This window comes from Streptomyces sp. NPDC058525, from assembly GCF_042719495.1.
In the GTDB taxonomy this organism is placed as follows: domain Bacteria; phylum Actinomycetota; class Actinomycetes; order Streptomycetales; family Streptomycetaceae; genus Streptomyces.
In genome coordinates, this window is sequence record NZ_JBHXNP010000001.1 from 66,070 (window position 1) to 92,486 (window position 26,417).

The window sequence follows — 26,417 nt, forward strand, 5'->3', positions numbered from 1 at the left end:
AGCGGGCGTGGGCGGGGAGTGGGGGACGGGGTCGTAGGGTCGGGGTATGAGTGTGGAGTGGGGAGTCGGGGAGGAGTGGCGGGAGGCTGTCGGGCGGGGGGATCTCGTGCTGTTGGACGGGTTCCACGCGCTGAAGCACGCGCTGCGCTTCGGGGCCGAGGTGCGCATCGCCGTCGCAGATGATCCCGGGGCCGTCCGGGCGCTCGCCGCCGAGCTGGCGCCGGACGTCGAGGCCGAGGTGGCCCGGCTGGTGCGGCCGGCGGAGCTCAAGGGGCTGCTGCCGCGGGTGCACCCCACCGGTGTCGCGGCCCTGGCCGTACGCCCCGACCGGGCGGCCGGCCTCGCGGCCCTGGGGCGCCTCCCGCGGCCCGCGCCCGTCGTCGTGCTCGACAACCCCCGCAACCTCGGCAACGTCGGAGCCGTGGTCCGCCTCGCCGCGGGCTTCGGCGCCACCGGCGTGGTCACCCGCGGCGACCTCGACCCCTGGCATCCGAACGTGGTCCGGGCCGGCGCCGGGCTGCACTACGCCACCACCGTCGAGCGGGTCACGCTCGACGGCCTGCCGCCCGGGCCGCTCTACGCGCTCGACCCGGAGGGCGAGGACATCCGTGCCCTCACCCTCCCGGACGACGCGCTGCTCGCCTTCGGCTCGGAGCGCCACGGCATCTCACCGGAGCTGCGGGCCCGGGCCGACCACCTGGTGTCCCTGCCGATGCGCCCGCAGGTCTCCAGCTACAACCTGGCCACCAGCGTGGCCATGACCCTCTTCCACTGGGGAGGGCCCGCGGCCGGCGAAGAGGGCGGCGAGCACTCCTAGGACGCCCCCGGCCAGGATGGCCGCGGCCGCGCCCAGCGTGGTCCCGTCCGGATGGACCAGCGCTTCGCCGCGCAGGGCCTGCCAGGTCACCAGGGCGAACGTGGCCGCGTAGACCGCGGACGCGACCAGGGTCAGGTGCAGCCGCACGCGTTCCCGGCGCAGCAGGGCGAAGCGGCCGGCGAGGGCGGCGAGGAGGAGGACGAACAGGGGGAGCAGCTGCAGCGCGTGCATGCCGAAGAAGTGCGGGATGCGCAGGTCGCCGCCGGTCGTCGACCAGCCGGTGAGCGGCATCGAGGGCCCGCCGTCCGGCACTCCCACACTGTGGGCGCCCTGCACGGGTGAGTCCTCGACCGCCAGCTGCGCCTTCGTGGGGGTGGCCATCAGGAAGCCGAGTCCGGCGCCGGTGAGGGCGAGGACGGTCGAGATCCGGATCGACCAGGTGGTGGCCCGGTCGACCACGCTGGTGCGGAACAGCAGCACGGCGATGACCAGCGTCGCCGTCCACAGGACCACGACGGTGTTCGCCATGGCGCTGTAGATCTGCTCGTCGAGGGGCGTCCGCTGGTTGAAGTGGCTCTGCCGCCCCCGGACCACCTGGACCGTCATCAGCAGCATCTCCAGCAGGCTCGTCACGGCGACGACCGTCCCGGCCCACCAGGCGAGCCTGCGCAGGCGCGGGCGGGCCGCGACGGCCAGCGAGATCATCCAGGCCAGGCTGAGGGAGTAGCCGGTGAAGGAGACGGCGAACTTGAAGGGCTTGGCCCAGATGGGCGCACCCACCAGCATCCGGTCGTCGACGGCGAGGCCCACCGCCGAGCCGACGGCCCACACCGCCATCACTGCGGCGAAGAGGGTCAGTGGGCGGTGCCAGGTACGTAACGCGGACAGTGAAGCGGACTTCGGCGCGGACATGAGCCCCCCTGAGTATGGATAGCGACGCTCGCCGCTATCTGATAGTCACACTATCTATGATGGGCGGGGAACGGGCAAGGAGAAACGAGTGAACACGCCATGCGCATCGGAGAGTTGAGCCGCCGTACCGGGGTCCCGGTACCGACGATCAAGTACTACGTCCGGGAGGGCCTGCTCCCGCCGGGCGAGCTGAGCAGCCCCAACCAGGCGAGCTACGACGACGGGCACGAGCGGCGGCTACGCCTGGTCCGGGCTCTGCTGGAGGTGGGCGGGCTGTCGGTGGCGGCCATCGGGGACGTCCTCGCGGCCATCGACGACAAGGAGCGGCCGGTGCACAAGCTGCTCGGCACCGCGGCCCATCGGCTGGTGCCCGAGTACGGCGGCGGCGCGCCGGACGACGCCGAGCGGGTGCTGGCCCGGGAGCGGGTGGTGCGGCTGATCGAGGAGCGCGGTTGGCGCGTGCCTGCCGATCATCCGGCCGCCGAGGCGCTGGTGGCGGCCCTGGCCTCGCTCGGGCGGGTGGGTCACGGCTCCTTCGCCGACGTGCTCGACGAGTACGCCGAGGCGGCGCAGCGGGTGGGCCGGGCCGATCTCGACTACACCGCGCGCCGCCGGCTGGACCGCGAGGGCCTGGTGGAGGCGGTGGTCGTCGGCACGGTGGTGGGCGACGCGATGTTCGCGGCCTTGCGCCGGATGGCCCAGACGGACGCCTCCTCCCGCATCTTCGCTCAGGAGTCGCGGGAGATCCAGGAGTAGCGGGAGGAGGGGGCGGTCCGCCCGGGCCGGGGCGCCGTGTCAGGCGGTTACGCCTGGCGGCGGACCTCCACCACGCGGAAGCGGTTGGAGACGAACGCGCCGTCGCACAGCGCCGCGTTCGCCGCCGGGTTGCCGCCCGAGCCGTGGAAGTCCGAGAAGGCCGCGGTCTGGTTGACGTAGACCCCGCCGGTCAGGTTCAGGGAGAGCTGCGCGGACTCCTCCAGGCAGACCTCCTCGATCGCCCGCTCGGTGTCGGCGGACGTCGTGTACGCGCCCACCGTCATCGCGCCCTTGTCGCGGACCGTGCGGCGCAGCAGCTCCAGGGCGTCCGCCGTGGAGTCCACGGCCACCGCGAAGGAGACCGGGCCGAAGCACTCCGAGAGGTACGCGGCCTCCGGGTCGGGCTTGGACGCGTCCAGCTTGACCATCACCGGGGTGCGGACCACCGCGTCCGGGAACTCCGGGTTGACGACCTCGCGGGAGGCCAGCGCGACCTCGCCCAGTGCGGCCGCCGCCTCCAGCCTCGCCTTGACGCCCGGGTTGACCAGGGCGCCGAGCAGGGCGTTGGCCCGCGCGTCGTCGCCCAGCAGGCCGCCGACCGAGGCCGCGAGGTCGGCCACGACCTCGTCGTACGTCTTGTGCCCGGCGTCCGTCGCGATGCCGTCGCGCGGGATCAGCAGGTTCTGCGGGGTGGTGCACATCTGGCCGCTGTACAGGGAGAGGGAGAACGCGAGGTTCGACAGCATGCCCTTGTAGTCGTCGGTGGAGTCCACGACCACGGTGTTGACGCCGGCCTTCTCCGTGTAGACCTGCGCCTGGCGGGCATTCGCCTCGAGCCAGTCGCCGAACTCCGTGGAGCCGGTGTAGTCGATCAGCTTGATCTCGGGGCGCAGCGCCAGGGCCTTGGCGATGCCCTCGCCCGGCCGCTCCACCGCCAGGGCCACCAGGTTCGGGTCGAACCCGGCCTCGGCGAGGACCTCGCGGGCCACCTGGACCGTGAGCGCCAGCGGGAGGACGGCCCGCGGGTGCGGCTTGACCAGCACCGCGTTGCCGGTGGCCAGGGAGGCGAACAGGCCCGGGTAGCCGTTCCAGGTGGGGAAGGTGTTGCAGCCGATCATCAGGGAGATGCCGCGCGGGACCGCCGTGAAGGTCTTGCCGAGGTCCAGCGGGTCCCGCTTGCCCTGCGGCTTCGACCAGTCGGCCCGCCCCGGGACCCGGGTCTGCTCCTCGTACGCGTAGGCCACCGCCTCCAGGCCGCGGTCCTGCGCGTGGGGGCCGCCCGCCTGGAACGCCATCATGAACGCCTGGCCGCTGGTGTGCATGACCGCGTGCGCGAACTCGTGCGTCCGGGCGCTGATCCGGGCCAGGATCTCGATGCAGACCAGGGCGCGCGCCTCGGGGCCCGCGTCGCGCCAGGCGGCCATGCCCGCCTTCATCGCGGGCAGCAGCACGTCCGGGTCCACGTGCGGATACTCGACGCCCAGCTCCGGGCCGTACGGGGAGACCTCGCCGCCGGTCCAGCCGTCGGTGCCGGGCTGCCCCAGGTCCAGCCGGGTGCCGCGGACGGCCTCGAAGGCGGCGAGCCCGTCGGCCGGGGCGGTTTCGCCGTACGCCTTGGGGTGTTCGGGGTGCGGGGACCAGTAGGCGCGGCTGCGGATAGCCGACAGGGCCTGGTCCAGGGTGGGCCGGTGCTTGGCGGACAGCTGGGGGACGGTGAGCTCGGCGGCCATCAGGGACCAACTCCTCGTTGAGCCGGGCGAAGGAGAGCAGACTGGAGTTAGAGTAACCGAACGATCGGTCGGGACAAGAGGGCCCGGCGGACCTGTGGACAAGTCGGTGCGGGAGGATCAGGACATGACAGCAATCGAGCGGTCCCGCACTGTGGCGGTCGTCGGCGCGGGCACCATGGGCCAGGGCATCGCCCAGGTCGCCCTTCTCGCAGGTCACCGCGTGCTGATCTACGACATCGACGCCGCGCTCGCCGCCGACGGCGTCGGCATGGTGCAGGACCGCGTCGAGCGGATGGCCGCCAAGGGCCGCCTGGATCGCGCCGAGGCCGAGGACGCGATCGGCCGGATCGCTCCGGCGGGCGCCCTCGCGGACCTCGCAGGGGCCGCCCTGGTCATCGAGGCGGTGGTCGAGAACGTCAGCGTCAAGCAGACGCTCTTCGCCGCACTCGAAGAGGTGGTTTCGCCGGACGCGCTGCTGGCCACCAACACCTCCTCCCTCTCCGTGACCGAGCTCGCCGCGGGCCTCGCGCACCCCGGCCGCTTCCTCGGCCTGCACTTCTTCAACCCGGCCCCGCTGCTCCCCCTCGTCGAGGTGATCAGCGGTTTCGCGACCGAGCCGGTCGCCGCCGAGCGCGCGTACCGCACCGTCCTGGGCTGGGGGAAGACGCCGGTCCGCTGCGCCGACACCCCCGGCTTCATCGTCAACCGGATCGCCCGCCCCTTCTACGCCGAGGCCTTCTCGGTATACGAGGAGCAGGGCGCCGACCCGGCCACCGTCGACGCCGTGCTCCGCGAGAGCGGCGGCTTCAAGATGGGCCCGTTCCAGCTGACCGACCTGATCGGCCAGGACGTGAACGAGGCCGTGACCCGCTCGGTGTGGGAGTCCTTCTTCCGCAGCCCCAAATTCACCCCCTCCCTCGCGCAGCGCCGGCTGGTCCAGTCGGGCCGCCTCGGCCGCAAAACGGGGCACGGCTGGTTCCCGTACGGTCCCGACGCCGGCGCGCCGCAGCCGCACACGGCCGCCCCCGAGGAGGCCCCGGCCAAGGTGACCGTGGTCGGCGACCTCGGGCCCGCGGCCGAGCTGGCCGACCTGTTCGAGGAGGCCGGGATCGCGGTCACCGCCACCGAGCACGGCGGCCCGTACATCCAGCTGCCCGGGGAGGGCCAGCTGGTGCTCGCGGACGGGAAGACCTCCGTCGAGTTCGCCGACGTCGTCTACTTCGACCTCGCGCTGGACTACCGGGGAGCCACCCGGATCGCGCTCTCCGCCAGCGAGGACACGAGCGAGCGGACCCTCGCCGAGGCTGTCGGCCTGTTCCAGAAGCTCGGCAAGAAGGTCTCCGTCATCGGCGACGTCCCCGGCATGATCGTCGCCCGCACGGTCGCGATGCTGATCGACCTGACGGCCGACGCCGTCGCCCGCGGGGTGGCCACAGCCGAGGACATCGACACGGCGATGCGCCTGGGCGTCAACTACCCGCTGGGCCCGTCCGAATGGCACGAGCGCCTGGGCCGCGATTGGGCCTACGACCTGCTGCACCACCTCGACGAGCGCTGTCCCGGCGGCCGGTACGCGCCCTCGCTGGCGCTGTTCCGGCTGGGCTACGCCGCGGACGCGGACGCGGTGGAAGAGGAAGCGGAGTACGCCGCAGGCGAGGACGACACGACGGGGGAGAGCGCGTGACGACGGCGAAACGGGACACCTACACCCCCGAGACCCTGCTGTCGGTCGCCGTCCAGGTCTTCAACGAGCGCGGCTACGACGGCACCTCGATGGAGCACCTGTCCAAGGCCGCCGGCATCTCGAAGTCCTCGATCTACCACCACGTGGCCGGCAAGGAGGAGCTGCTGCGCCGGGCCGTGAGCCGCGCCCTCGACGGGCTCTTCGCCGTCCTGGAGGAGCCCGGCGCGGTCCGGGGGCGGGCGGTCGAGCGCGTCGAGTACGTCACGCGCCGCACGGTGGAGGTGCTCGTCGGCGAGCTGCCGTACGTGACCCTGCTGCTGCGCGTGCGCGGCAACACGCGGACCGAGCGCTGGGCCCTGGAGCGCCGCCGCGAGTTCGACCACCAGGTCGCGGACCTCCTCAAGGCGGCCGCCGCCGACGGGGACCTGCGGGCGGACGTGGACATCCGGCTCGCCACCCGCCTCCTGTTCGGGATGGTGAACTCCCTGGTGGAGTGGTACCGCCCGCACCCGGGCACGGGACCCGACCAACTCGCCGACGCGGTGGTGCACATGGCCCTCGACGGGCTGCGGACGGTCCGCTGACCGCCATGCGGGACCCCGCTGACCGGCCATCAGGGGGCTCTGTAATCTGAGCGGGATTCGATCTGGAGCGCGTTCAAGCCAACGCGTTCAGGACAGTTGTGCTCAGAAACGAATAACGGGGGAGGGCCGGTGCACAGTCGCCGTCTCATGGTTTCTGCTGCCGCCATCGCCGCGGCCGGCATCGCGTTCCTGCCGGGGGCGGCCCAGGCCGCGGATCCGTCCGCGCCCGCCGTCCACCGGGCGGCGAAGGGCCCGGACCTGAAGCAGGCCGCCGTGCCGAAGGCCAAGACCTTCACGAGCGCCGCCGACAAGACCGTCCGGAAGGGGGACTCCGCCGCGGCCCGGGCGGAGGGTGCCGTCACCGGCAATCCGGACCTGAAGATCGCTCTGACCGCGACGAACACCACCGCGCGCGGCATCCACCTGGAAACCGTCATCACCAGCGTGGACGCGAAGCTGAGCGTCGTCATCAACTGGGGCGACGGCGTCCTGGAGCGGATCCCCGCGGGCGGCTCCGTCACGCTGGAGAACCACCACGTCTACGAGAAGCCCGGCGCGTACGAGATCTCGGTCGGCGTGGACGACCCGGCGAACAAGGTCTACCGCGAGAACGAGGTCACGATCACGACCCTGGGCTCCGAGTTCACCCCGCACGACCCCACGCGCCTGCTGGACACCCGGGACGGCTTCCGCGCGCCGAAGGCCAAGGTCGCCCCGCGGAGCAGTGCCCGGGTGCAGGTCAGCGGGTACGGCTGGATCCCGGAGAAGGTCACCGCCGTGGCCCTCAACGTGACCGTCACCAACACCACGAGCGGCGGGCACATCACCGCCCACCCCTCGGGCACCCACCGGCCGGACGCCTCGAACGTGAACTTCGAGGCCGGACAGACCGTCCCGAACCTGGTCATCGTGCCGGTCGGCGAGGACGGTTACGTGGAGCTGTTCAACGGCGGCTGGGAGTCGGTCGACCTGATCGCCGACATCACCGGCTACTTCACGCAGACGGCGGCCAACGGCTACACGCCGATGGCCCCGTCCCGCTTCGTCGACACCCGTTCGGGCCTCGGCAGCGCCAAGGGCCAGGTCCCCGGCCAGACCGGTTTCGCCACGCAGATCGCCGGCCTGCGCGGGGTGCCTCAGAACGCCAAGGCCGTGGCGCTCAACGTGACGGTGACCAACCCGAAGGAAGCCGGCCACCTGGTCGTCTACCCGAGCGGCGGCCGGATCCCGCTCGCGTCCAGCGTGAACTTCACCGCCGGCCAGACGGTCGCCAACTCGGTGATCGTGCCGGTCGGCCCCGACGGGACGATCGGCATCCGCAACAGCGCCTGGGCCGGGACCGACGTCGTGGTGGACGTCGTCGGCCACTACAGCCCCGAGGGCAAGGGCGCCCTCATGTCCTCCCTGCCGGTGCGCTGGCTGGACACGCGCGACCCCGACGGCGCGTTCGGCCGGATGGATGCCCGCAGCTACCTGGCCGTCCAGCTGGCCGGCTGGGAGCCGGGTGACACCGGCGTGTCCGGTTTCGTGCTGAACACCACCGTCACCGACACGGCCGGCGACGGCTTCCTGTCGGTGGCCCCGGACCCGAACTCGCCGGAGCAGTACGAGAACGGCACCCAGGTCCGGCCCGAGCGGCCCACGTCCTCCGCCCTGAACTGGACGAAGGGCAAGACCGTCGCGAACCTGGTGCAGGCCACGTCGGGCCCGCACGGCATCGTCGACTTCTGGAACCAGGGCTGGGAGGAGACCGACCTCGTCGTCGACCTCTTCGGCTACTACGACACCCAGTGATCCTGGGATAGCCGGCCTCGCGCGCAGCGCCCCGGGACAGGGCTTCCGAGCCCGTCCCGGGGCGCTGTCACGCGTACGGCCTACTCCTCGGTGAGCGCCGGGGGTCCGGACGGGCCCGGGCCCGGATCCAGCAGGTCCGTTTCCTCGAACACCAGCAGGGTGCGCGTGGACAGCACCTCCGGGATGGACTGGAGGCGGGTCAGGACCAGCTCGCGCAGGGTCCGGTTGTCCGGCGTGTGGACCAGCAGGAGGACGTCGAAGTCCCCGCTGACCAGGGCGATGTGCGCGGCCCCCGGCAGCTCGCGGAGCTTCTCGCGGACCGTCCGCCAGGAGTTCTGGACGATCTTCAGGGTGATGTAGGCGGAGGCGCCCTGACCGGCCCGTTCGTGGTTGACGCGGGCCGTGAACCCCCGGATCACCCCGTCGTCGATGAGCCGGTTGATGCGGGCGTAGGCGTTGGCGCGGGACACGTGGACCTGTTCGGCGACCGAGCGTATCGACGCGCGGCCGTCCGCCTGGAGCAGCCGCATGATCGACCGGTCGATCGGGTCCAGGGGGCGGGGCGGAACGGAAGGTACCGGTGGGACTCCGGGGGTGGCCCCCGGCGGGACCGCCGCGGCACCCGCTCCGGCCATTTGTTCATCCGGCATTGCCCGATGCCTCCCTCTCCTGGACGTCCTGCATCCATCCCAGGGCCCCGGCGCCAGTTTGTCCACAGCCTGGAGCCGCCTGTAGCCAAATTGCGCGGACAACCGAACAATCGGTAGGTGAGGCGCCTCACACCCGAGCCGTCGCCCTGCCCGCTTCCCACGAGGAGGTGTACGCCGCCATGACGGTCCAAGAGCTGCCCGGTGCCGGTGCGTCCCACCGACCCACCCCGCCGCCCGCCTGGAGGCCCCGTACGGACGCCGCTCCGCTGCTCCCGGACGCCGAGCCCTACCGGGTCCTCGGCACGCCGGCGGCGGACCGGCTCGACCCCGCGCTGATGCGCCGCTGCTACGCCGAGCTGGTGCGCGGCCGCCGCTACAACGCGCAGGCCACCGCGCTGACCAAGCAGGGGCGGCTCGCCGTCTACCCGTCCACCGTCGGCCAGGAGGCCTGCGAGATCGCGGCCGCCCTCGTCCTCGAGGACCAGGACTGGCTCTTCCCGAGCTACCGCGACACCCTGGCGGCCGTGGCCCGCGGACTGGACCCCGTACAGGCCCTGACCCTCCTGCGCGGCGACTGGCACACCGGATACGACCCGCGCGAGCACCGGATCGCCCCGCTGTGCACCCCGCTCGCCACCCAGCTGCCGCACGCGGTGGGACTGGCGCACGCGGCCCGGCTGCGCGGCGACGACGTCGTGGCCCTGGCCATGGTCGGCGACGGCGGCACCAGCGAGGGCGACTTCCACGAGGCCCTGAACTTCGCCGCCGTCTGGCAGGCACCGGTCGTCTTCCTCGTGCAGAACAACGGCTTCGCGATATCCGTTCCGCTCGCCAAGCAGACCGCCGCCCCGACGCTGGCCCACAAGGCCGTGGGCTACGGGATGCCCGGCCGGCTGGTCGACGGCAACGACGTGGCCGCCATGCACGAGGTGCTCACCGAGGCCGTCCGGCGGGCCCGGGCCGGCGGCGGTCCGACCCTGATCGAGGCCGTCACCTACCGGATGGAGGCCCACACGAACGCCGACGACGCCACCCGCTACCGCGGCGACGCCGAGGTCGAGGCCTGGAAGGCGCACGACCCGGTCGAGCTGCTGGAGCGCGAGCTGACCGCGCGCGGGATCCTCGACGAGGCGGGCATCCAGGAGGCGCGCGACGCGGCGGAGACGATGGCCGCCTCGCTGCGCGAGGGGATGAACGCGGACCCGGTGCTGGACCCGATGGACCTCTTCGCGCACGTCTACGCGGAGCAGACCGGCAGGCTGCGCGAACAGGCCGCCCTGCTGCGCGCCGAGCTGGACGCGGAGGGAGACGCATGACCACGGTGGCGGCGAAGGCGGCCAAGGCGGGGGCCAAGCCCGCGACGATGGCGCAGGCCCTGACGCGCGCGATGCGCGACGCGATGGCCGAGGACCCGACGGTCCACGTCATGGGGGAGGACGTCGGCACGCTCGGCGGGGTCTTCCGGATCACGGACGGGCTGGCGAAGGAGTTCGGCGAGGACCGCTGTACGGACACCCCGCTCGCGGAGGCCGGGATCCTGGGCGCGGCGGTCGGCATGGCCATGTACGGGCTGCGGCCCGTCGTGGAGATGCAGTTCGACGCGTTCGCCTACCCGGCCTTCGAGCAGCTGATCTCGCACGTGGCCAAGATGCGCAACCGCACGCGCGGCGCGATGCCGCTGCCGATCACCATCCGGGTGCCGTACGGCGGCGGGATCGGCGGGGTGGAGCACCACTGCGACTCCTCCGAGGCGTACTACGTGGCCACGCCCGGCCTGCACGTGGTGACCCCGGCGACGGTCGAGGACGCGTACGGGCTGCTGCGCGCGTCCATCGCGAGCGACGACCCGGTGGTCTTCCTGGAGCCCAAGCGGCTTTACTGGTCGAAGGCGGACTGGTCGCCGCAGGCTCCGGCGGCGGTGCCGGGGATCGGCAAGGCCCTGGTCCGGCGGACGGGCACGAGCGCGACGCTGATCACCTACGGGCCTTCGCTGCCCGTGTGCCTGGAGGCGGCCGAGGCGGCCCGCGAGGAGGGCTGGGACCTGGAGGTCGTGGACCTGCGCTCGCTGGTCCCCTTCGACGAGGACACGGTCGTGGCGTCCGTACGCCGGACCGGGCGCGCGGTGGTCGTCCACGAGGCCGCGGGCTTCGGCGGACCGGGCGCGGAGATCGCCGCCCGGGTGACGGAGCGCTGCTTCCACCACCTGGAGGCGCCGGTGCTGCGGGTGACGGGCTTCGACATCCCCTACCCGCCGCCGATGCTGGAGAAGCACCACCTGCCGGGAGTGGACCGGATCCTGGACGCCGTCGCCCGCCTGCAGTGGGAGAACTGATGCCGCAGGTCATGGAATTCAAGCTGCCGGATCTCGGCGAGGGCCTGACGGAGGCCGAGATCGTGCGCTGGCTGGTGGCGGTGGGCGATGTCGTCGCCGTCGACCAGCCGGTCGTCGAGGTCGAGACGGCCAAGGCGATGGTGGAGGTGCCCTGCCCGTACGGGGGCGTGGTCACGGCCCGCTTCGGCGAGGAGGGGCAGGAGCTCCCGGTCGGGGCCCCGCTGATCACCGTGGCGGTGGGTGCGCAGTCGGTGCCCTCCGGGGCCGTGGCGGCTCCGGAGCCAGGAGCCGAGGGTTCCGGCAATGTGCCGCGGCCCCTGATCGGGTACGGCGCGGACGACTCGCGTCCGGCGCGTCGGCGACGGGTGCGACCCGTCACCGCCGCGGTCTCGGCGCCCGTCGCCACGGCTCCGGCGCCCGTCGCCACGGCTCCGGTGGCTCCCGCGGCTCCGGTGGCTCCGGTTCCGGTGGCTCCCGCCGGGCCGGTCGCCGTCATCTCGCCGCTGGTGCGCAAGCTGGCCAAGGACCACGGGGTCGACCTGCGCGCGCTGCACGGGTCGGGTCCCGAGGGCCTGATCCTGCGGGCGGACGTCGAAGCGGCGCTGGCCGCTCTGCGGGCGCCCGAGCCGGCCCGCGCCCCCGCCTCCGCCGCCGCGGCGGTGGCGGTGCAGGGCGAGCGGATCCCGCTCAAGGGGGTCCGCGGGGCGGTGGCCGAGAAGCTGTCGCGCAGCCGGCGGGAGATTCCGGACGCGACCTGCTGGGTCGACGCGGACGCCACCGAGCTGATGGCGGCCCGGGCGGCGATGAACGCCGTCGGCGGGCCCAAGATCTCGGTGCTCGCGCTGCTGGCGCGGATCTGCACGGCCGCGCTGGCCCGCCATCCGGAGCTCAACTCCACGGTGGACCTGGCGTCGGGCGAGATCGTCCGGCTGCCGGCCGTGCACCTGGGCTTCGCCGCGCAGACCGAGCGCGGCCTGATGGTCCCGGTGGTCCGGGACGCGCAGGGCCGGAGCCCCGAGTCGCTGTCGGCGGAGTTCGCCCGGCTGACGGAGCTGGCGCGGGCCGGGAAGCTGGCTCCGGCGGACCTGACGGGCGGGACGTTCACCCTGAACAACTACGGGGTGTTCGGGGTCGACGGCTCCACGCCGATCATCAACCACCCGGAGGCGGCGATGCTCGGGGTCGGCCGGATCATCGCCAAGCCGTGGGTGCACGGCGGGGAGCTGGCCGTCCGTCAGGTCGTGCAGCTGTCGCTGACGTTCGACCACCGGGTCTGCGACGGGGGCACGGCGGGCGGGTTCCTCCGCTACGTGGCCGACTGCGTCGAGTCCCCGGCGGTCCTGCTGCGCAGCCTGTAGCCGTCCGGCGGGGGAGAGGCTGCTTCGCGGCCCCTCCCCCGCCCCGCTCCCCCCGGCCACCGCCGGGAGGTGCCCGCGGGAGCCGGGCTCAGACGGTGAGCAGGAGCTTGCCCACGTGGCTGCCCGACTCCAGGACCCGGTGGGCCTCGGCGGCCTGGGCGATCGGGAACGTCGCGTGCACCACCGGGTGCACGCGGCCCGCCGCGACCAGCGGCCACACGTGCTCCCGGACCGCCGCGATGATCGCCGCCTTCTCCTCCAGCGGACGCGCCCGCAGCGAGGTGGCGGTGATGGCGGCGCGCTTCGACAGCAGCGCGCCCAGGTTCAGTTCGGCCTTCACCCCGCCTTGGAGGCCGATGACGGCCAGCCGGCCGTTCACCGCGAGGGCGTCCACGTTCCGGGAGAGGTACTTGGCGCCCATGATGTCCAGGATGACGTCCGCGCCGGCTCCGCCCGTCGCCGCCCGCAGCTCGGCCACGAAGTCCTGCTCGCGGTAGTCGATCAGGATGTCGGCGCCGAGCTCCTTGCAGCGGGCCAGCTTCTCGGGGCCGCCGGCCGTCACCGCGACCGTCGCGCCCACCGCCTTCGCCAGCTGGACGGCCATCGTCCCGATCCCGCTGGCTCCGCCGTGCACCAGCAGGGTCTCGCCGGGCCGCAGGCCCGCCACCATGAACACGTTCGACCACACGGTCGCGACGACCTCGGGCAGCGCGGCCGCCGTCACCAGGTCCACGCCCGCCGGTACGGGCAGCAGCTGGCCCACCGGCACGGCCACCTTCTGCGCGTACCCGCCGCCCGCCAGCAGGGCGCACACCTCGTCGCCCACCGACCAGCCCGACACCCCCGGCCCCACCGCCGAGATCCGGCCGGAGCACTCCAGGCCGGGGTGGCGCGAGGCACCGGGCGGTGGATCGTAGAAGCCCTGGCGCTGGAGGACGTCGGCACGGTTCACGGCGCTCGCCGCGACCTCGACGAGGACCTCGCCCTCGCCCGCCACCGGATCGGGTACATCGCTCCACACCAGGGCCTCGGGGCCGCCCGGCTGCTCGATCGTGATCGCATGCATGGCCCGGAGGCTACGCGATCCGGGGCCTCTAGTCAGGAGACGGCAGCGTCACCGGCGGTGAAGTCGGCGGAGCCGCCCGGACGATGGTGATGAGACGGTCCGTCAGCTGGATCGGGCTCGCGTGCGGATCGTGGTACGGAAGCAGCCGGTGGCCGCGCAGCACGCTCACGACCAGGTCCTCCGTCTCGCGCACCGATTTGCCGACCTCGGACCGGTTGGCGGGCCGCTCGATGATGTCGAGGCCGCTGCCCTGCTGGATCAGGTCCTCCATCACGGTTCCCGCGCTCGGGCTGAGGACCGACAGGCCCAGCAGCCGGCCCGCCGCGCTCGCGCTCGTGATGACCGCGTCCGCGCCCGACTGGCGCAGCAGCGGGGCGTTCTCCTCCTCGCGCACCGCCGCGACGATCTTCGCGCCCCGGTTGAGCTGCCGCGCCGTCAGCGTGACCAGTACCGCAGTGTCGTCGCGCTGTGTGGCGATGATGATCCGCCGGGCCTTCTGCACTTCGGCCCGCAGCAGCACGTCGGAGCGCGTGGCGTCGCCGACCACGCCGGTGAAGCCCTCGGCGTTGGCCGTGTCGATCACCTTGGCGCTCGGGTCGACGATGACGACCTGATCTCGGGAGAGGCCGGTGGCCAGCAGGGTCTGGAGGGCCGAGCGGCCCTTGGTGCCGAAGCCGACGACCACCGTGTGCTCGCGCAAGTTCTTCCTCCAGCGGCTCAGCCGCCACTCTTCCCTCGTGCGCTCCGTGAGCACTTCCAGGGTGGTGCCGACCAGGATGATCAGGAACAGGATGCGCAGCGGGGTGATCAGCAGGATGTTCACCAGCCGCGCGCTGTCGCTGTACGGGACGATGTCGCCGTAGCCGGTCGTCGACAGGGTCACGGTCGCGTAGTAGACGCAGTCGAGGAAGTCGACCGACTCGTTGGCGTTGTCGTGGTAGCCCTTGCGGTCCAGCCACACGATCATGACCGTCAGGAACAGCACGAACAGCGCCATCAGCAGGCGTTTGGCGACCTGTTGCAGCGGCTTCTCGACGATCCGCCGGGGGAGCTTGATGCGCCGGGAGACGAGTTTCTCGTCGGCGCCGCGGGCCATGGCGTCGCGGGCGTGGAGTTTCACGTGAAACATCCCCCGGAGGCCCACGGCAGGTCGAGGATCTCCAGCTCCTGCCCGGACCGCGCGCCGTGCGGCGGTACGACGGCCAGCGCGTCGGCGGCGGCCACGCCGCGCAGCATCGCGGGACCGTTGTAGCGCAGCGGCTGCGCGTGCTCGCCGCTCAGCAGGACCGGGACCAGCCGGGTGTCGTGCGGGTGGCCCGGTACCTCGCCCTGCACCGCGGCCGTGTAGCGGGGGCGCGGGCGGCGGCCGGCGAGGGCGCGCAGCAGCGGTTCGGCCAGCGTCAGCAGCCCGGAGACGGCGGCGAGCGGGTTCCCGGGCAGCCCCACCAGGTGCCGGCCCTCGCCCGGGGCGCCGATCCTGGCGAGCAGCATCGGATGGCCGGGGCGCACCGCGACGCCGTCGACCAGGAGTTCGGCTTCGGCGCGGGCCAGTACGGGGTGCACGTGGTCGACGGGGCCGGAGGCGGTGCCGCCGGTGGTGACGACGACATCGGCGTCGGAGGTGGTGACGGCCTTGAGCAGGGCCTCGGCGCCGGCGGGGTCGTCGCCGAGCCGGCGCGTGCCGATGACCTCGGCTCCCAGGCGGGTGAGCCACGGGCCGAGCATCGGGCTCAGCGCGTCCCGGATCAGCCCGTCCTGCGGGAGGCCCTCGGTCAGCAGCTCGTCGCCGAGCACCAGGATCTCCACGCGCGGGCGGGGCCGGGTGGTCAGCTCGTCGTACCCGGCGGCCGCGGCCAGGCCCAGCACGGCGGGGGTGACCAGCGATCCCGCGGGCAGCAGCAGGTCGCCGGAGCGGCACTCCTGGCCGCGCGGGCGGATGTCCTGGCCGGTGAGGACGCGCCGGTCCGCGAAGAGCTGGCTGCCGCTCTCGCGGCAGTGCTCGCTGCGCACGACGGCGGTGGTGTCGGCGGGGATCCGGGCTCCGGTGGCGATCCGTACGGCCTCGCCGTCCGCGAGCGGCTCGGGCCGGTCGGAGCCGGCGAGCACTCCCGCGCCGGCGCGGACGCTCCACGGGCCTGGACCGGCGACGGCCCAGCCGTCCATGGCGGAGGTGTCGAAGGACGGCAGGTCGGTCAGGGCTTCCAGGGGCGCGGCGAGCACCTCGCCGAGGGCGTCGGCCAGGGGGACCCGGTGGGTGCGGTCCGCCGTGCGCCGGGCGCCGCCCGCGCGGGCGGCCGTGTCCCGGGCCCGCGGCCAGGGGCAGGCGCGATGGCCGCCGCCGGGGCCGCCGCCCGGTCCGCCGCCCTCCGGGGTGCGGCTGACCAGGGCCAGGGCCTCGTCGAGGGCCTGTTCGGCGGGGGTCGCCGGGGTTGCGGGGGTCATCCGGAGCCGTTCTCTCGGGTGGCGTCGGGGGAGTCGGCGGAGTCGGCGGCCTTCGCCTCGGCGGCCCAGCGCAGCGCCAGATCGGCCGCCTTGCGGGAGGCCTCGGCGACGGCTTGGGCGGGGTCCGCCCCGGCGGCCTCGGCCCGCGCCGCCGCGTAGCCGACCAGGAAGGTGGTCAGCGGGGCGGCGGGACGGTCGACGCCGTGGGCGGCGTCACGGGCGAGGTCGAGCAGGGCCTTGACATCGACGGGGAGGTCGATGCCGAGCTCGGTCTTGACGGCGGTGATCCATTGGTCCAGCACGGTTCCATGCTCCCTGATCCGGGCCCGGGCTGCGGCGAGATCGTCCCAGGTGTCGCAGTCGAACGAGGCGAACGGCGGCGCCGCGACACGGGTGAGGTCCAGTTCGGCGGTGAGCGCGCGCAGCGGGAGCCCGGCGAGGCTGCCGTGTTCGGTGGCGAGGAGGGCCAGCTCGCGGCGGAGCGGCTCGCCGCGGTAGGCGGCGACGAGGGGCTGGTCCCGGCCGTCCGGGTCGCGCAGCAGGGCGCCCTCCTGCCCGCCGGGCGCGGTCAGCAGGTCCCGTACGGTCTGCCGGTCCAGGAAGGGCAGGTCGGCGGAGAGGACGAGGACCAGCTCGGCGGTGGTCTGCCGCAGTCCGGCGTCCAGCGCGGCCAGGGGGCCGCCGCCGGGCGGATCCTCCCTGGTCCAGCGCACCGGGCGGGCGGTGGGGCGGCGGCCGCCGACCACGATCGTGGTCGCGGCGTCGGCGCACGCGTCGAGGACGCGGTCGAGGAGGGGGCGGCCGCCGACGCTCAGGGCGGGCTTGTCTGCCCCGCCGAGGCGCCGCGCCGCGCCGCCGGCCAGGACGATGGCGTCGTAGCTCATGCCCTCGAGTATGCGGGGGGTGCGGCTCTGGCGGGGGGCGCCGTTTACCTGCGGCTTATGCGGGTCGAGGTCCAGGCCTCGGGGCTCCGCCCCGGACCCGCGCCGGCTGCCGCAGGGAGGTACCCGCGGGCGGGGCCGGAATCGCCCTTCGGGCATCCGGCCCCGCCTGCGGGGACTTACAGGTACGGGCCCGAGCGGATCGCTCCGTGGTGGCCGTCATCGTCGTCGTCGGTGGGGGCGCCCGCCGGGAGGGCGCGGCGCATCTGCTCGAGCTGGGCCCGCGCCGCCATCTGCTGCGCGAACAGGGCCGTCTGGATGCCGTGGAACAGGCCTTCCAGCCAGCCAACCAACTGCGCCTGTGCGATGCGCAGTTCTGCCTCCGAGGGGATGGCCTCCTCGGTGAACGGGAGGGACAGGCGCTCCAGTTCCTCCACGAGCTCGGGGGCCAGGCCGTCCTCCAGCTCCTTCACCGAGGCGGCATGGATGTCCTTGAGCCGGACCCGGCTCGCCTCGTCCAGAGGCGCGGCGCGTACCTCTTCCAGGAGTTGCTTGATCATGCTGCCGATGCGCATGACCTTGGCGGGCTGTTCGACCATCTCCGTCACCGGGACCTCGCGCGACTCGTCATCGGCGCCGCCGACCGCCATCCCGTCCTGTCCCACGATCAGGACGTGCGGGGGACTGTCCTGCGACCGTTCACTCCTCGGCATCTCCATGCCGTCATTCTCTCGCACACCTCCGTACTCACACGGTGTGCCCCCGTACAGGCGTGATCCAACCTGTACGGAGGCACGGGGTTACCGCGTGTGTCCGGCTAGCCGGCTGCGCGCCGGGCCAGTGCCCCGCTGGAGCGGGTGACCAGGGCCGCCAGCAGCGCGGCGCCCAGCGGGACCGCGACGAGCAGCAGGCCGAGGGTCTCCCACGGCACGGCGATCGGCACGTAGACCTCCTTGCTCGTGGAGCCCAGTACGAGCGAGTACCCATCCTCCAGGCGCTTGCGCATCTCGTGGGCCTCGGTGAGCCGGAGTCCGACCGCGGGCAGGATGCCCGCCACCGACCCCAGCACCACTCCCATCAGGGCGACCACGCCGCACTGGAAGCCGCTCAGCGTGCGCCGCACGCGCGGGGCGGCGCCGACGGCGGCCAGCGTCTTCAGGTCGGCCTCGGCGTCGGCCTGGGCCAGCCCGGTGGCGATGCCGGCGGCGCCGATGGTGACCAGGCCCGCGAAGATGGCCAGCGCGAGCATGATGACGGAGTTGTCGCCCTGGTAGCCCTGCTCGATCTTGAGCTCGGCGTCCACGCCCATCGTGTCGAAGAACCCGTCCAGCGCCTGGCGCTGCTCGCTGGTCGGCAGTCCGTCCAGGGCGAAGTACGAGCCGAAGGGGGCGGTGGTCAGACCGGCGGTCTTGGCCGCGGCCGGCGGCAGCAAGAGCTCGACGCCCCAGCCTTCGACGCCCTCGGGGGCCTGGTGCACGGCCAGCACCTTGTCCTCGCCCGGCTCGTCCTCACCCTTGCTGCGGGCGGCGTCGGCCGCCTCGTTGTCGGTGATGATCCGCAGGGTGACCTTGTCGTCCTTCACGTTCTGCTTCGAGAAGGAGACGGGCTTGCCCGCCTTCAGCGCGGCGACGGTGCCGGGGTCGGTGACGGCCAGCGCGGTCAGCAGCTTCTCGTCGGCGACGACCACCGAGTTCGGCGCGTAGTGGCCCGCGTACTGGCAGCGCCAGTCCTTGCGGAGCTCCTTGCGCTGCGCGTCGGTGAACTCGGTCGACCGGTTCGCCGGGTCGAAGAGCGGGCAGCGGTTCTCCTTGGGCTGGACGAGCTCGGCGCGCCCGCAGCCCGCTTCGGACGAGTACGAGTCGCAGCCGGGCCGGCCGACCACGACACGGTCCGCGTCGGCCCGTACGGACAGCGAGAACTCCTTGGACAGAGCCTCGCGCACGGCGGGCACTTCCTTGTGGGCGCTGTTGTCGGAGACGCTGATCAGGCCGTGCCGGCTGGGCAGTTCGGCGACGTACTCGTGCCGGTTCTGCAGGTCCTGGCTGTTCTGGTAGGTGGCCACCGCCACGGTGCCGGCCACGGCGGCCAGCACGGCCGCGACGGCGGGCGCCGTACGGCCCCGGTTGCGCACGGAGTCGCGCAGCGCGAGCCGCGGCGACAGCGGCAGCCAGCGGCCGATCCGCCCGAAGAGGCCGACCAGGACCGGGGTGAGGGCGACGACGCCGAGCTCGGCGAGGGCGCTGCCGCCGGCGACGACCAGGCTGCCCATGTCGGACACGGCCCCGTACAGGGCGATGGCGGCGCCGGCCGCGACGGCGATCAGGCCGATGACGGGCAGCACCCGGTTGGCGCGGCGCACGCCGCGGCGCCCGGTGAGCGAGGCCAGCACGGTCTGCCGGGAGGCCGTGATCGCGGGGGCGATGGCGGCCAGCAGGCCGGTCACGACCGCGAGCAGGGCGATGCCCAGCAGCTCCAGCGGCCGGACCTCGAACCCGCCCCAGCGCACCCCCATGTAGCCCTCGAGGAGCGGCCGCAGGGCGAGGGTGAGGGCGATGCCGATGGCGGTGCCGACGACGGCGGCCGCGGCGCCGATGACCAGGCCGCCGGAGAGCACGATGGCCCGGATGTGGCGGCGGTCGCCGCCGTTGGCGCCGACCAGTCCGAGCTGGCGGCGCGAGCGCCGGGCGCCGACCGCGAAGGCGGGTCCGGCGAGCAGGCAGATCTCCAGCATGGCCAGGCCCACGACGGTGGCCAGGACGGCCATTTCGGCGGCGTTGCCGTCGTCCATGCCGTACGGGTCCTTGGACTCCTGCGCGTACAGCGGCACATCGGAGTCGGCGGGCGGGTTCAGGCCCGCCGCGCGGGAGATGACCAGCAGGCCCTTGGCGTTGGCCTCCTTGACCATGTTCCACGTGAAACCATCGCCGCCGACCTTGACGAAGTACTTGCTGTCGGCCCGCACCCCGGGCACGTCGACGGCGCGCAGGGCCTTGTCGACGGGGGTGAGCAGGGTGTCCGGCCGGGCGATGACCTCGACCGCCCCCAGCGTGCTGGGCAGTTCGTAGGCGCCCACGATCCGGTACGAGAGGTCCGTGCCGCGCGGGGTGACGGTGGAGCCGACGAAGAAGCCGGACTGCTCCAGGAAGGCGGTGCTGGCGATGATCTCGCCGGCCTCGCGGGGCAGCCGGCCCCGGTCGAGGGTGATCCGCCCCTTCACCATCGGGTCGTCGGTGTCGACCTCCCGCAGGTCCGTGGTGAGCAGCCCGTGGGTGGTGCGGATCTTGGCCTGGCCGACGGTGTCCTTGACCACCTCGGCGCCGGCCGGGAGGGCCTTCAGCGGATCGGCCTGGTCGGCCTTCTCGCCCGGTACGTACTTCTCGTAGCCGCCGACCGGCGCGTAGCGGTCGCCCTTGGGGTTCTGGTAGATCGGCGCGTTGATCGGGGAGGCCCCGATCTCCGCGTCCGCGCCGCCCAGCCTGCGGTCGAGTTCCTGCGCGACGGTCAGTTCGGAGCTGCGCACGGTGAGGTCGACGGCGCTGACACCGACGATGGGCAGGGCGATCATCGCGAGGACGAGGATGCTGCGGCCCTTGGCGCGCCAGGCGTCGCGGCGGGCTATGCGGATGGCCGCGATCCAGGAGTGGTACCAGGAGATCACTGTGCGGCCTGCCCCGAGAGCAGGGAGTCGGCGTGGCTGCGCAGGGTCTCGTCGACGACGCTGCCGTCGCGCAGGAAGACGACGCGGTCGGCCCAGGCGGCGAACCGCGGTTCGTGCGTGACCAGGACCCCGGCCGCGCCCGCGTCGCAGCGGGAGCGCAGCAGGGCGAGGACGGACTCGCCGGTCTCGGAGTCGAGGGCGCCGGTGGGCTCGTCGGCGAGGACGAGGCGGCGGTCGCCGACGAGGGCGCGGGCGATGGCCACGCGCTGCTGCTGGCCGCCGGACATCTCGTCGGGGAAGCGGTCGGCGAGCTGGCCCAGGCCCATCTCCTCCAGCGCGGCGAGGGCGGAGACCCGGGCCTTGCGGGCGGAGACGCCGTCGAGTTCGCGGGGCAGGGCCACGTTCTCGGCGGCGGTCAGGGCGGGTATCAGGTTGTAGTCCTGGAAGACGTAGCCGATGCTGCGGCGGCGCAGGGCGGCCAGCTGCTTGCGGTTCGCCGTGGTGATGTCGGTGCCCTCGACGACGACCCGGCCGCTGGTCGGGGTGTCGAGGCCGCCGGCCAGGGTGAGCAGCGTGGACTTGCCGGAGCCGGACGGGCCCATGACGGCGACGAGTTCGCCGGGGTGTACCGAGAGGTTGATCCCGCGCAGGGCGTGCACCTCGGTGGCGCCGCTGCCGTGGGTGCGTACGAGTTGGTCCAACTGGAGCACGGGCTGCTGGTTCTGACGCTGGTCAGGCATGAGAGGTCTCCGGACGGTGGTTCAGCCCCGCCGCGTGCGGGCGGTGTGGGGCCGGTTGGTGGTGGTCGGGGCGGGAGACTCGGCTCCGGCGGCGGCCTGGGGTGGCTGGGGCTCGGAGGCTCCCCCGTCGGCCGGCCGGGAGAGCCGGACGAGCCGGGCTTCGCAGTGGTCGAGCCAGCGGGCCTCGGCCTCGGTCTGGAAGATCAGCTGTTCCAGTACCAGCAGCCAGGCCACGTCGTCACGTTCGTGGGACTGTCCGCTCTCGACGGCGGCCAGCGCGGTGGCCTTGAGCCGGGTGTAGTCCTGCATCGCCTTGATCGTGGCGTGCCGCTGGGACTGGATGACGGCGCGGATGTCCACGCCGGGCGCGCCCACGGCCATGGCGAGCTTGATCGACAGCTCGTCGCGGGGCGGGTTGGTGCGGTCGACGGGGCGTTCGTACCACTGGCGCAGTTCGGCCCGTCCGTCATCGGTGATGGCGTAGAGCGTGTGCCCGGCGGTGTCCTCGCCGCCGGGGGCGACCAGTCCGTCGCGCTCCAGGCGGGCGAGGGTGGTGTACACCTGCCCGACGTTGAGCGGCCAGGTGGAGCCGGTCCGGGATTCGAACTCGGTGCGCAGCTGCGAGCCGTACCGAGGACCCCGTTCTAGCAGGGCGAGAAGCCCGTGGCGGATCGACATACCGAGTATGTATACCGAGTATGTTCACTCCCGGCAACCACCCCCGGGCGTACGCCGCCAGGGGGAGGCCGCTGCCGGTGTCGTACCCGCGGTGGGCCTACAGGCCCTTGCGCAGCCGCATGCCCAGGTAGCCCAGGCCGACTCCCATCAGGGCGAATCCGGTGCCCAGCGGCAGTATGTGGGCGGCCAGGTCGGCGGCCCGGTCGTTCGTTCCGGTGCCGATCGCGCCGACCACCGCGGTCGGGGTCGGCGCGACCCGCGGCGGCTCGGGGGGATCGGGGCGCTCGGGCCGTTCGGGACGCGGCCGTGCGGGGAGCAGGGGGCGGGAGGCCACCAGCATCTCCGGGTTGGCGGGCTCGGTGACGGGCCTGCCGGGCCGCGGCCGCCCGGCCCCGGCGGCGCTGCCGGCCAGCCCGTCGCGGGGCCGTTCCGGTGCGGCGTCGGGCGCCCCGGGGTGCGGCTCCCAGGCGCGCGGCGCGGGGGCGCGTGCGGCGGTGCCCGGGGCCGGTGCGAGGGCCAGGGCGTGTGCGGGGGCGAGGGAGGCGAGCGCGGCGGCGGCCAGTGCGGCGCAGGCCAGCAGGCGCGGCGGACGGAAGCCTTGGATCACGGGGTGCCCCTCCCGTCCCGCGGGGGTCCCCCGGACGCGGGGTCCGGGGAGGCCAGGATGTCTCGCTCAGATTTACATAGTGGGGCAAAACCGGCATCCCGGGCTCCTCATCGAGGTGCCCGGGATGCCGGTGTGTTGCGCGCGAGCTGCGCGGGGAGCTGCGCCGGGGGTGCGCCGGGAGCGGGGCGGCGGCGCGGTGGGATCAGCCCGGGTTGCCGCTGGACACGGTCAGCGTGTACTCCGTGCCCTCCTTCTCGATCTTGTCGTCGGGCTGCGGGCTCTGCTCCAGCACCATGTCCTGGCCGTACACGGCCTCGTCCTTGTAGACGATCTTGTACTTGCCGCCCGAGGCCTGGATGCACTCCTTCACGGAGAGCAGGTTCTTGTAGCGCAGGTCCGGCGCCTGGTACTTGCCCGCCTCGCTGTAGTGCTTCGTGGGCTCCTTGCACTTCTTCGGGTCGATCGTGCGCGTGGGGTCCGGCCCCTTGAACCCGGGCTTGGCGGACGCGGACGTCGAGGAGCCGGGCTTGGCCTCGTCGCCGCCGCCCTTCTCCTTGTCGCCGCTGTTCGCCACGATCACGGCGATCAGGCCGCCGACCGCCAGCAGGGCCACCGCGACCGCGCCCACGACCACCGGCCTGTTCCGCTTGCCGCCGTTCCCGGCCTGGGCCGCGGAGCCCGTCGGGGAGATCGTGTACGGCGGCGGGGTCGACGGCGCGTACTGCTGCTGCGGCGGGGGCGTGTGCGGGTACGCATAGCCGCCCTGGGCGTGCGCCTGCGGCTGCGGGGCGGGCGTGGGGGCGTACGGGGAGGGGGCGGGCGTGTGGGGCGCCTGGTACGGGTGCTGTAGCGATTGCTGAGGCGCCTGGAAGCCGGAGTCCACCGGCGGGAACACGGCCGAGGCCACGCCGGCGCCGCTGCCGCCGGTCGTGGCGCCCGGGACGATGGCCGGAGCACCGGTCTGGCCCGCCCCCAGGATGCGCGCGATCTCGTCACCCATGGCCGCGGCCGTGGGGAAGCGCTCGTTCGGGTTCTTCTTCAGGGCCCGCGCCACCAGCGCGTCCATCGCCGGGGTCACCGACCGGTTGATGGAGGACGGGGCGACCGGCTCCTCCTGCACGTGGGCGTACGCGATGGCCAGCGGCGAGTCCGCGTCGAAGGGGATCCGGCCGGTCAGCAGCTGGAACAGCATGATGCCGACCGAGTACAGGTCGGAGCGGGCGTCGACCGCGCGCCCCAGCGCCTGCTCGGGCGACAGGTACTGCGGGGTGCCGACGACCATGCCGGTCTGCGTCATCGAGGTGACCCCCGACTGCATGGCCCGGGCGATGCCGAAGTCCATCACCTTGACCACGCCGCGCTTGGTCATCATCACGTTGCCGGGCTTGATGTCGCGGTGGACCAGGCCCATCTCGTGGCTGGTCTCCAGCGCGGCCAGCACGTCGGCCGTCACCTTCAGCGCCTTGTCCGCGGGCATCGCCCCGTACTGCCGGATGTCCGCGTCGAGCACCGAGCCGAGCGGCTGCCCCTCCACGTACTCCATGACGATGTAGGGCATCACGCTGCCGTCGGCCGCGCCGGAGCCGGCGAACGTCACCTCGCCCTCGCCGGTGTCGAAGACCGAGACGATGTTCGTGTGCGACAGTTTGGCAACAGCCTGGGCCTCGCGGCGGAATCGCTCGCGGAAGGACTGCTCGCGGCCGAGATCGCTGTGCAGCGTCTTGATGGCGACCTGCCGGTCGAGCGCCGAGTCGTACGCGAGGTACACCGAGGCCATGCCTCCCGCACCCAGCAAGTCCCTTAGCTGGTAACGGCCACCGGCCAGAGAGCCGCCCGCGTACTGGCCCTGAGTGCCGTCCTGGCTCATGACTGTTGCTTCCCCTCGGGATGTGTCCCTACGCCTCTGGCTGAGCGCATGTCGCGCCCAGTCTGCCGGAGGGCAAGCACACGTCAAGCCAGGTGCCCGTTCCGTGACCACACGGCCACGGTCGCCCTTGTCCGAACGGTGACCGGTTCCGAGGCTGTAGCGTTCATCGGAGCACCAGGGCAGAGGACACCGCTGAGCGGCGGCCGATAGAGACGACGGCGAGGACTGATGGCACCCGAACCCGAGGGAAACGGCGCCGGGATGGCCGATGGTCCTGAGCACTGGGGCGCCGGCGGCCTGGTCGGAGACGGCCGGTACCGGCTGACCCACCGGCTCGGACGCGGCGGCATGGCCGAGGTGTTCGCCGCCGAGGACGTGCGCCTGGGGCGCACCGTCGCGGTGAAGCTGCTCCGCGCCGACCTCGCCGAAGACCCGGTCTCCAAGGCCCGTTTCACGCGCGAGGCGCAGTCCGTCGCCGGGCTCAACCACCACGCCGTCGTCGCCGTGTACGACTCGGGCGAGGACCGGGTCGGCCCGAACACCGTCCCGTACATCGTGATGGAGCTCGTCGAGGGCCGCACCATCCGCGACCTGCTGATCAGTGCCGAGGCCCCGGGCCCCGAGCAGGCCCTCATCATCACCTCGGGCGTGCTCGAGGCGCTCGCGTACTCGCACCAGCACGGAATCGTGCACCGCGACATCAAACCGGCGAACGTCATCATCACGGACACCGGTGCGGTGAAGGTGATGGACTTCGGCATCGCCCGTGCCCTGCACGGCGCCCAGTCGACGATGACCCAGACCGGCATGGTCATGGGCACCCCGCAGTACCTGTCGCCCGAGCAGGCCCTCGGCAAGGCCGTGGACCACCGCTCCGACCTGTACGCGACCGGCTGTCTGCTGTACGAACTGCTCGCGCTGCGGCCCCCGTTCACCGGCGAGACCCCGCTGTCGGTGGTCTACCAGCACGTGCAGGACGCGCCCGTGCCGCCCTCGCAGCTGCCGGAGGGGCGCCACCTCCCGCAGGAGCTCGACGGCCTGGTGATGCGGTCGCTGGCCAAGGACCCGGACGACCGGTTCCAGAGCGCCGAGGAGATGCGCGGGCTGGTCCAGTACGCGCTCCAGATGCTGCACGACCAGGGGCCGAACACCGGCACCTGGAATACCGGCCCGGTCACCATGGCGCTGCCGCACGGGCGGGGCGGGGCGGCGGCCACCACGGCCATGCCCGTGGGCGGCGGGAACGGCGGGCAGCCGAACTACTCCGCGCACGCCTCGACCTCGCAGTTCCAGCAGCCGATGGTGCCGCCGCTGAACCCCGACGACGGCTCGGCCTTCCCGGGCGGCGGCGGTGGCAACGGCCAGGGCGGCCACGGCGGCGGCTACGACGGCTACGAGGACCGCGGCGGGAGCCGCTGGAAGATGTGGCTGTTCGCGGTGCTCGCGATCATCGCGGTGGCCGGCGGTGTGGCGTACGCCGTGAACAGCGTGAGCGGCAAGGGCGGCGGCGGCAATCCGTCGACGCCCGTGACGAGCTCCTCCGGCCAGCCGAGCACGCAGAACACGCCGTCCCCGACGCCGTCGCAGCAGACCCAGGACAACACCCCCTCGCACAGCGAGCCCACGTACACCCCGAGCACCCGCCCGTCGCAGACCTACAAGCCGTCGCCCACGCCGTCGACCTCCCCCTCGACGTCCCCGTCGACCTCGCCCTCGACGTCGAAGAGCCCCTCTTCCAGCCCGTCGAAGAGCCCGTCCTCCTCGCCGTCCAAGCCGGTGGAGACGGGCGGAGGCCGCTCGGAGGAATGACCCGGGGCGCGACCCGCGCACGCGGACGGGCCCGGCGGAATCAATTCCGCCG

Annotated in this window: 21 protein-coding genes and 1 pseudogene; 9 read left to right on the plus strand and 13 right to left on the minus strand. The window is 73.2% G+C overall.

Going from position 1 to position 26,417, the window contains the following annotated elements:
• Positions 1 to 46: 46 nt before the first annotated feature.
• On the plus strand, positions 47 to 817 hold the full coding sequence (locus tag ACFWP3_RS00335; RefSeq protein WP_384215164.1) for a TrmH family RNA methyltransferase: 771 nt from the start codon (positions 47 to 49) through the stop codon (positions 815 to 817).
• Here the strand turns inward: ACFWP3_RS00335 and ACFWP3_RS00340 are convergent.
• Positions 773 to 1,654: pseudogene (locus ACFWP3_RS00340) on the minus strand (hypothetical protein); the annotation flags it as partial. The gene ACFWP3_RS00335 and the pseudogene ACFWP3_RS00340 overlap by 45 nt on opposite strands.
• Before the next feature lie 174 nt (positions 1,655 to 1,828).
• On the opposite strand from ACFWP3_RS00340, the gene ACFWP3_RS00345 reads away from it, so the two are divergent.
• A complete protein-coding gene (locus ACFWP3_RS00345) occupies positions 1,829 to 2,485 on the plus strand; it encodes a MerR family transcriptional regulator (RefSeq protein WP_384215165.1) in 657 nt (218 codons plus the stop codon).
• Positions 2,486 to 2,532: 47 nt separating this feature from the next.
• Here ACFWP3_RS00345 and paaN read toward each other — a convergent pair whose 3' ends face one another.
• Positions 2,533 to 4,215 (minus strand): phenylacetic acid degradation protein PaaN, encoded by a 1,683-nt coding sequence (gene paaN, locus ACFWP3_RS00350; RefSeq protein ID WP_384215166.1) that lies wholly within the window; start codon positions 4,213 to 4,215, stop codon positions 2,533 to 2,535.
• A 124-nt stretch (positions 4,216 to 4,339) separates the two neighbouring features.
• Here paaN and ACFWP3_RS00355 point away from each other — a divergent pair, with 124 nt between their 5' ends.
• The 3 genes from ACFWP3_RS00355 to ACFWP3_RS00365 all read left to right on the plus strand — a co-directional run bounded on the left by ACFWP3_RS00355 (position 4,340) and on the right by ACFWP3_RS00365 (position 8,277).
• A complete protein-coding gene (locus tag ACFWP3_RS00355) occupies positions 4,340 to 5,899 on the plus strand; it encodes a 3-hydroxyacyl-CoA dehydrogenase (protein ID WP_384215167.1) in 1,560 nt (519 codons plus the stop codon).
• The gene (locus ACFWP3_RS00360; RefSeq protein WP_069921026.1) at positions 5,896 to 6,483 is read left to right on the plus strand and encodes a TetR/AcrR family transcriptional regulator; all 588 of its coding nucleotides are present in this window, start codon (positions 5,896 to 5,898) and stop codon (positions 6,481 to 6,483) included. The genes ACFWP3_RS00355 and ACFWP3_RS00360 overlap by 4 nt, the downstream gene beginning before the upstream one ends.
• 147 nt (positions 6,484 to 6,630) lie before the next feature.
• The gene (locus ACFWP3_RS00365) at positions 6,631 to 8,277 is read left to right on the plus strand and encodes a hypothetical protein (protein ID WP_384215168.1); all 1,647 of its coding nucleotides are present in this window, start codon (positions 6,631 to 6,633) and stop codon (positions 8,275 to 8,277) included.
• An 80-nt stretch (positions 8,278 to 8,357) separates the two neighbouring features.
• On the opposite strand, the gene ACFWP3_RS00370 is transcribed toward ACFWP3_RS00365, so the two are convergent.
• Positions 8,358 to 8,927, minus strand: coding sequence for an Lrp/AsnC family transcriptional regulator (locus ACFWP3_RS00370; protein WP_384215169.1), 570 nt, complete (start codon positions 8,925 to 8,927; stop codon positions 8,358 to 8,360).
• A 179-nt stretch (positions 8,928 to 9,106) separates the two neighbouring features.
• On the opposite strand from ACFWP3_RS00370, the gene pdhA reads away from it, so the two are divergent.
• The 3 genes from pdhA to ACFWP3_RS00385 are packed head-to-tail and all read left to right on the plus strand — an operon-like array spanning position 9,107 to position 12,617.
• A complete protein-coding gene (pdhA, locus tag ACFWP3_RS00375; protein WP_384215170.1) occupies positions 9,107 to 10,243 on the plus strand; it encodes a pyruvate dehydrogenase (acetyl-transferring) E1 component subunit alpha in 1,137 nt (378 codons plus the stop codon).
• Positions 10,240 to 11,259, plus strand: a complete 1,020-nt coding sequence (locus ACFWP3_RS00380; protein WP_384215171.1) for an alpha-ketoacid dehydrogenase subunit beta — start codon at positions 10,240 to 10,242, stop codon at positions 11,257 to 11,259. The genes pdhA and ACFWP3_RS00380 overlap by 4 nt, the downstream gene beginning before the upstream one ends.
• Complete coding sequence (locus ACFWP3_RS00385) at positions 11,259 to 12,617, plus strand: dihydrolipoamide acetyltransferase family protein (protein ID WP_384215172.1); 1,359 nt, start codon at positions 11,259 to 11,261, stop codon at positions 12,615 to 12,617. Before ACFWP3_RS00380 ends, ACFWP3_RS00385 begins: the two co-directional genes overlap by 1 nt.
• A gap of 88 nt (positions 12,618 to 12,705) precedes the next feature.
• Here the strand turns inward: ACFWP3_RS00385 and ACFWP3_RS00390 are convergent, their stop codons facing one another.
• The 10 genes from ACFWP3_RS00390 to ACFWP3_RS00435 form a co-directional block, all read right to left on the minus strand.
• The gene (locus ACFWP3_RS00390) at positions 12,706 to 13,683 is read right to left on the minus strand and encodes an NAD(P)H-quinone oxidoreductase (RefSeq protein WP_384215173.1); all 978 of its coding nucleotides are present in this window, start codon (positions 13,681 to 13,683) and stop codon (positions 12,706 to 12,708) included.
• A 28-nt stretch (positions 13,684 to 13,711) separates the two neighbouring features.
• A complete protein-coding gene (locus ACFWP3_RS00395; protein ID WP_384215174.1) occupies positions 13,712 to 14,812 on the minus strand; it encodes a potassium channel family protein in 1,101 nt (366 codons plus the stop codon).
• A complete protein-coding gene (locus ACFWP3_RS00400; RefSeq protein WP_384215175.1) occupies positions 14,800 to 16,125 on the minus strand; it encodes a molybdopterin molybdotransferase MoeA in 1,326 nt (441 codons plus the stop codon). Before ACFWP3_RS00400 ends, ACFWP3_RS00395 begins: the two co-directional genes overlap by 13 nt.
• Entirely contained in the window at positions 16,122 to 17,009 is an 888-nt protein-coding gene (locus tag ACFWP3_RS00405; RefSeq protein ID WP_384215176.1) for an NTP transferase domain-containing protein, read from the minus strand. The genes ACFWP3_RS00400 and ACFWP3_RS00405 overlap by 4 nt, the downstream gene beginning before the upstream one ends.
• 176 nt (positions 17,010 to 17,185) lie before the next feature.
• Positions 17,186 to 17,725, minus strand: a complete 540-nt coding sequence (locus ACFWP3_RS00410; RefSeq protein WP_384215177.1) for a bacterial proteasome activator family protein — start codon at positions 17,723 to 17,725, stop codon at positions 17,186 to 17,188.
• 98 nt (positions 17,726 to 17,823) lie between these two features.
• Positions 17,824 to 20,664 carry an FtsX-like permease family protein gene (locus tag ACFWP3_RS00415; RefSeq protein WP_384215178.1) on the minus strand — a complete coding sequence of 947 codons (2,841 nt, stop codon included), beginning with the start codon at positions 20,662 to 20,664 and terminating at the stop codon, positions 17,824 to 17,826.
• Positions 20,661 to 21,404, minus strand: a complete 744-nt coding sequence (locus tag ACFWP3_RS00420) for an ABC transporter ATP-binding protein (RefSeq protein ID WP_384215179.1) — start codon at positions 21,402 to 21,404, stop codon at positions 20,661 to 20,663. The genes ACFWP3_RS00415 and ACFWP3_RS00420 overlap by 4 nt, the downstream gene beginning before the upstream one ends.
• 21 nt (positions 21,405 to 21,425) lie before the next feature.
• Positions 21,426 to 22,082 carry a PadR family transcriptional regulator gene (locus ACFWP3_RS00425; protein ID WP_384215180.1) on the minus strand — a complete coding sequence of 219 codons (657 nt, stop codon included), beginning with the start codon at positions 22,080 to 22,082 and terminating at the stop codon, positions 21,426 to 21,428.
• Positions 22,083 to 22,179: 97 nt separating this feature from the next.
• Positions 22,180 to 22,689 (minus strand): hypothetical protein, encoded by a 510-nt coding sequence (locus ACFWP3_RS00430; RefSeq protein ID WP_384215181.1) that lies wholly within the window; start codon positions 22,687 to 22,689, stop codon positions 22,180 to 22,182.
• Positions 22,690 to 22,891: 202 nt separating this feature from the next.
• The gene (locus tag ACFWP3_RS00435) at positions 22,892 to 24,556 is read right to left on the minus strand and encodes a protein kinase (RefSeq protein ID WP_384215182.1); all 1,665 of its coding nucleotides are present in this window, start codon (positions 24,554 to 24,556) and stop codon (positions 22,892 to 22,894) included.
• Positions 24,557 to 24,817: 261 nt separating this feature from the next.
• On the opposite strand from ACFWP3_RS00435, the gene ACFWP3_RS00440 reads away from it, so the two are divergent.
• Positions 24,818 to 26,365, plus strand: coding sequence for a protein kinase (locus ACFWP3_RS00440; RefSeq protein WP_384215183.1), 1,548 nt, complete (start codon positions 24,818 to 24,820; stop codon positions 26,363 to 26,365).
• Positions 26,366 to 26,417 lie beyond the last annotated feature (52 nt).

What these genes read in the sequence shown, in the direction of transcription:
- ACFWP3_RS00335 (WP_384215164.1), top strand. Translation starts at nt 47, where the DNA reads ATGAGTGTGGAGTGGGGAGTCGGGGAGGAGTGGCGGGAGGCTGTCGGG.
- ACFWP3_RS00345 (WP_384215165.1), top strand. Translation starts at nt 1,829, where the DNA reads ATGCGCATCGGAGAGTTGAGCCGCCGTACCGGGGTCCCGGTACCGACG.
- paaN (WP_384215166.1), bottom strand. Translation starts at nt 4,215, where the DNA reads ATGGCCGCCGAGCTCACCGTCCCCCAGCTGTCCGCCAAGCACCGGCCC.
- ACFWP3_RS00355 (WP_384215167.1), top strand. Translation starts at nt 4,340, where the DNA reads ATGACAGCAATCGAGCGGTCCCGCACTGTGGCGGTCGTCGGCGCGGGC.
- ACFWP3_RS00365 (WP_384215168.1), top strand. Translation starts at nt 6,631, where the DNA reads ATGGTTTCTGCTGCCGCCATCGCCGCGGCCGGCATCGCGTTCCTGCCG.
- ACFWP3_RS00370 (WP_384215169.1), bottom strand. Translation starts at nt 8,927, where the DNA reads ATGCCGGATGAACAAATGGCCGGAGCGGGTGCCGCGGCGGTCCCGCCG.
- pdhA (WP_384215170.1), top strand. Translation starts at nt 9,107, where the DNA reads ATGACGGTCCAAGAGCTGCCCGGTGCCGGTGCGTCCCACCGACCCACC.
- ACFWP3_RS00380 (WP_384215171.1), top strand. Translation starts at nt 10,240, where the DNA reads ATGACCACGGTGGCGGCGAAGGCGGCCAAGGCGGGGGCCAAGCCCGCG.
- ACFWP3_RS00385 (WP_384215172.1), top strand. Translation starts at nt 11,259, where the DNA reads ATGCCGCAGGTCATGGAATTCAAGCTGCCGGATCTCGGCGAGGGCCTG.
- ACFWP3_RS00390 (WP_384215173.1), bottom strand. Translation starts at nt 13,683, where the DNA reads ATGCATGCGATCACGATCGAGCAGCCGGGCGGCCCCGAGGCCCTGGTG.
- ACFWP3_RS00395 (WP_384215174.1), bottom strand. Translation starts at nt 14,812, where the DNA reads ATGTTTCACGTGAAACTCCACGCCCGCGACGCCATGGCCCGCGGCGCC.
- ACFWP3_RS00400 (WP_384215175.1), bottom strand. Translation starts at nt 16,125, where the DNA reads ATGACCCCCGCAACCCCGGCGACCCCCGCCGAACAGGCCCTCGACGAG.
- ACFWP3_RS00405 (WP_384215176.1), bottom strand. Translation starts at nt 17,009, where the DNA reads ATGAGCTACGACGCCATCGTCCTGGCCGGCGGCGCGGCGCGGCGCCTC.
- ACFWP3_RS00410 (WP_384215177.1), bottom strand. Translation starts at nt 17,725, where the DNA reads ATGGAGATGCCGAGGAGTGAACGGTCGCAGGACAGTCCCCCGCACGTC.
- ACFWP3_RS00420 (WP_384215179.1), bottom strand. Translation starts at nt 21,404, where the DNA reads ATGCCTGACCAGCGTCAGAACCAGCAGCCCGTGCTCCAGTTGGACCAA.
- ACFWP3_RS00425 (WP_384215180.1), bottom strand. Translation starts at nt 22,082, where the DNA reads ATGTCGATCCGCCACGGGCTTCTCGCCCTGCTAGAACGGGGTCCTCGG.
- ACFWP3_RS00435 (WP_384215182.1), bottom strand. Translation starts at nt 24,556, where the DNA reads ATGAGCCAGGACGGCACTCAGGGCCAGTACGCGGGCGGCTCTCTGGCC.
- ACFWP3_RS00440 (WP_384215183.1), top strand. Translation starts at nt 24,818, where the DNA reads ATGGCCGATGGTCCTGAGCACTGGGGCGCCGGCGGCCTGGTCGGAGAC.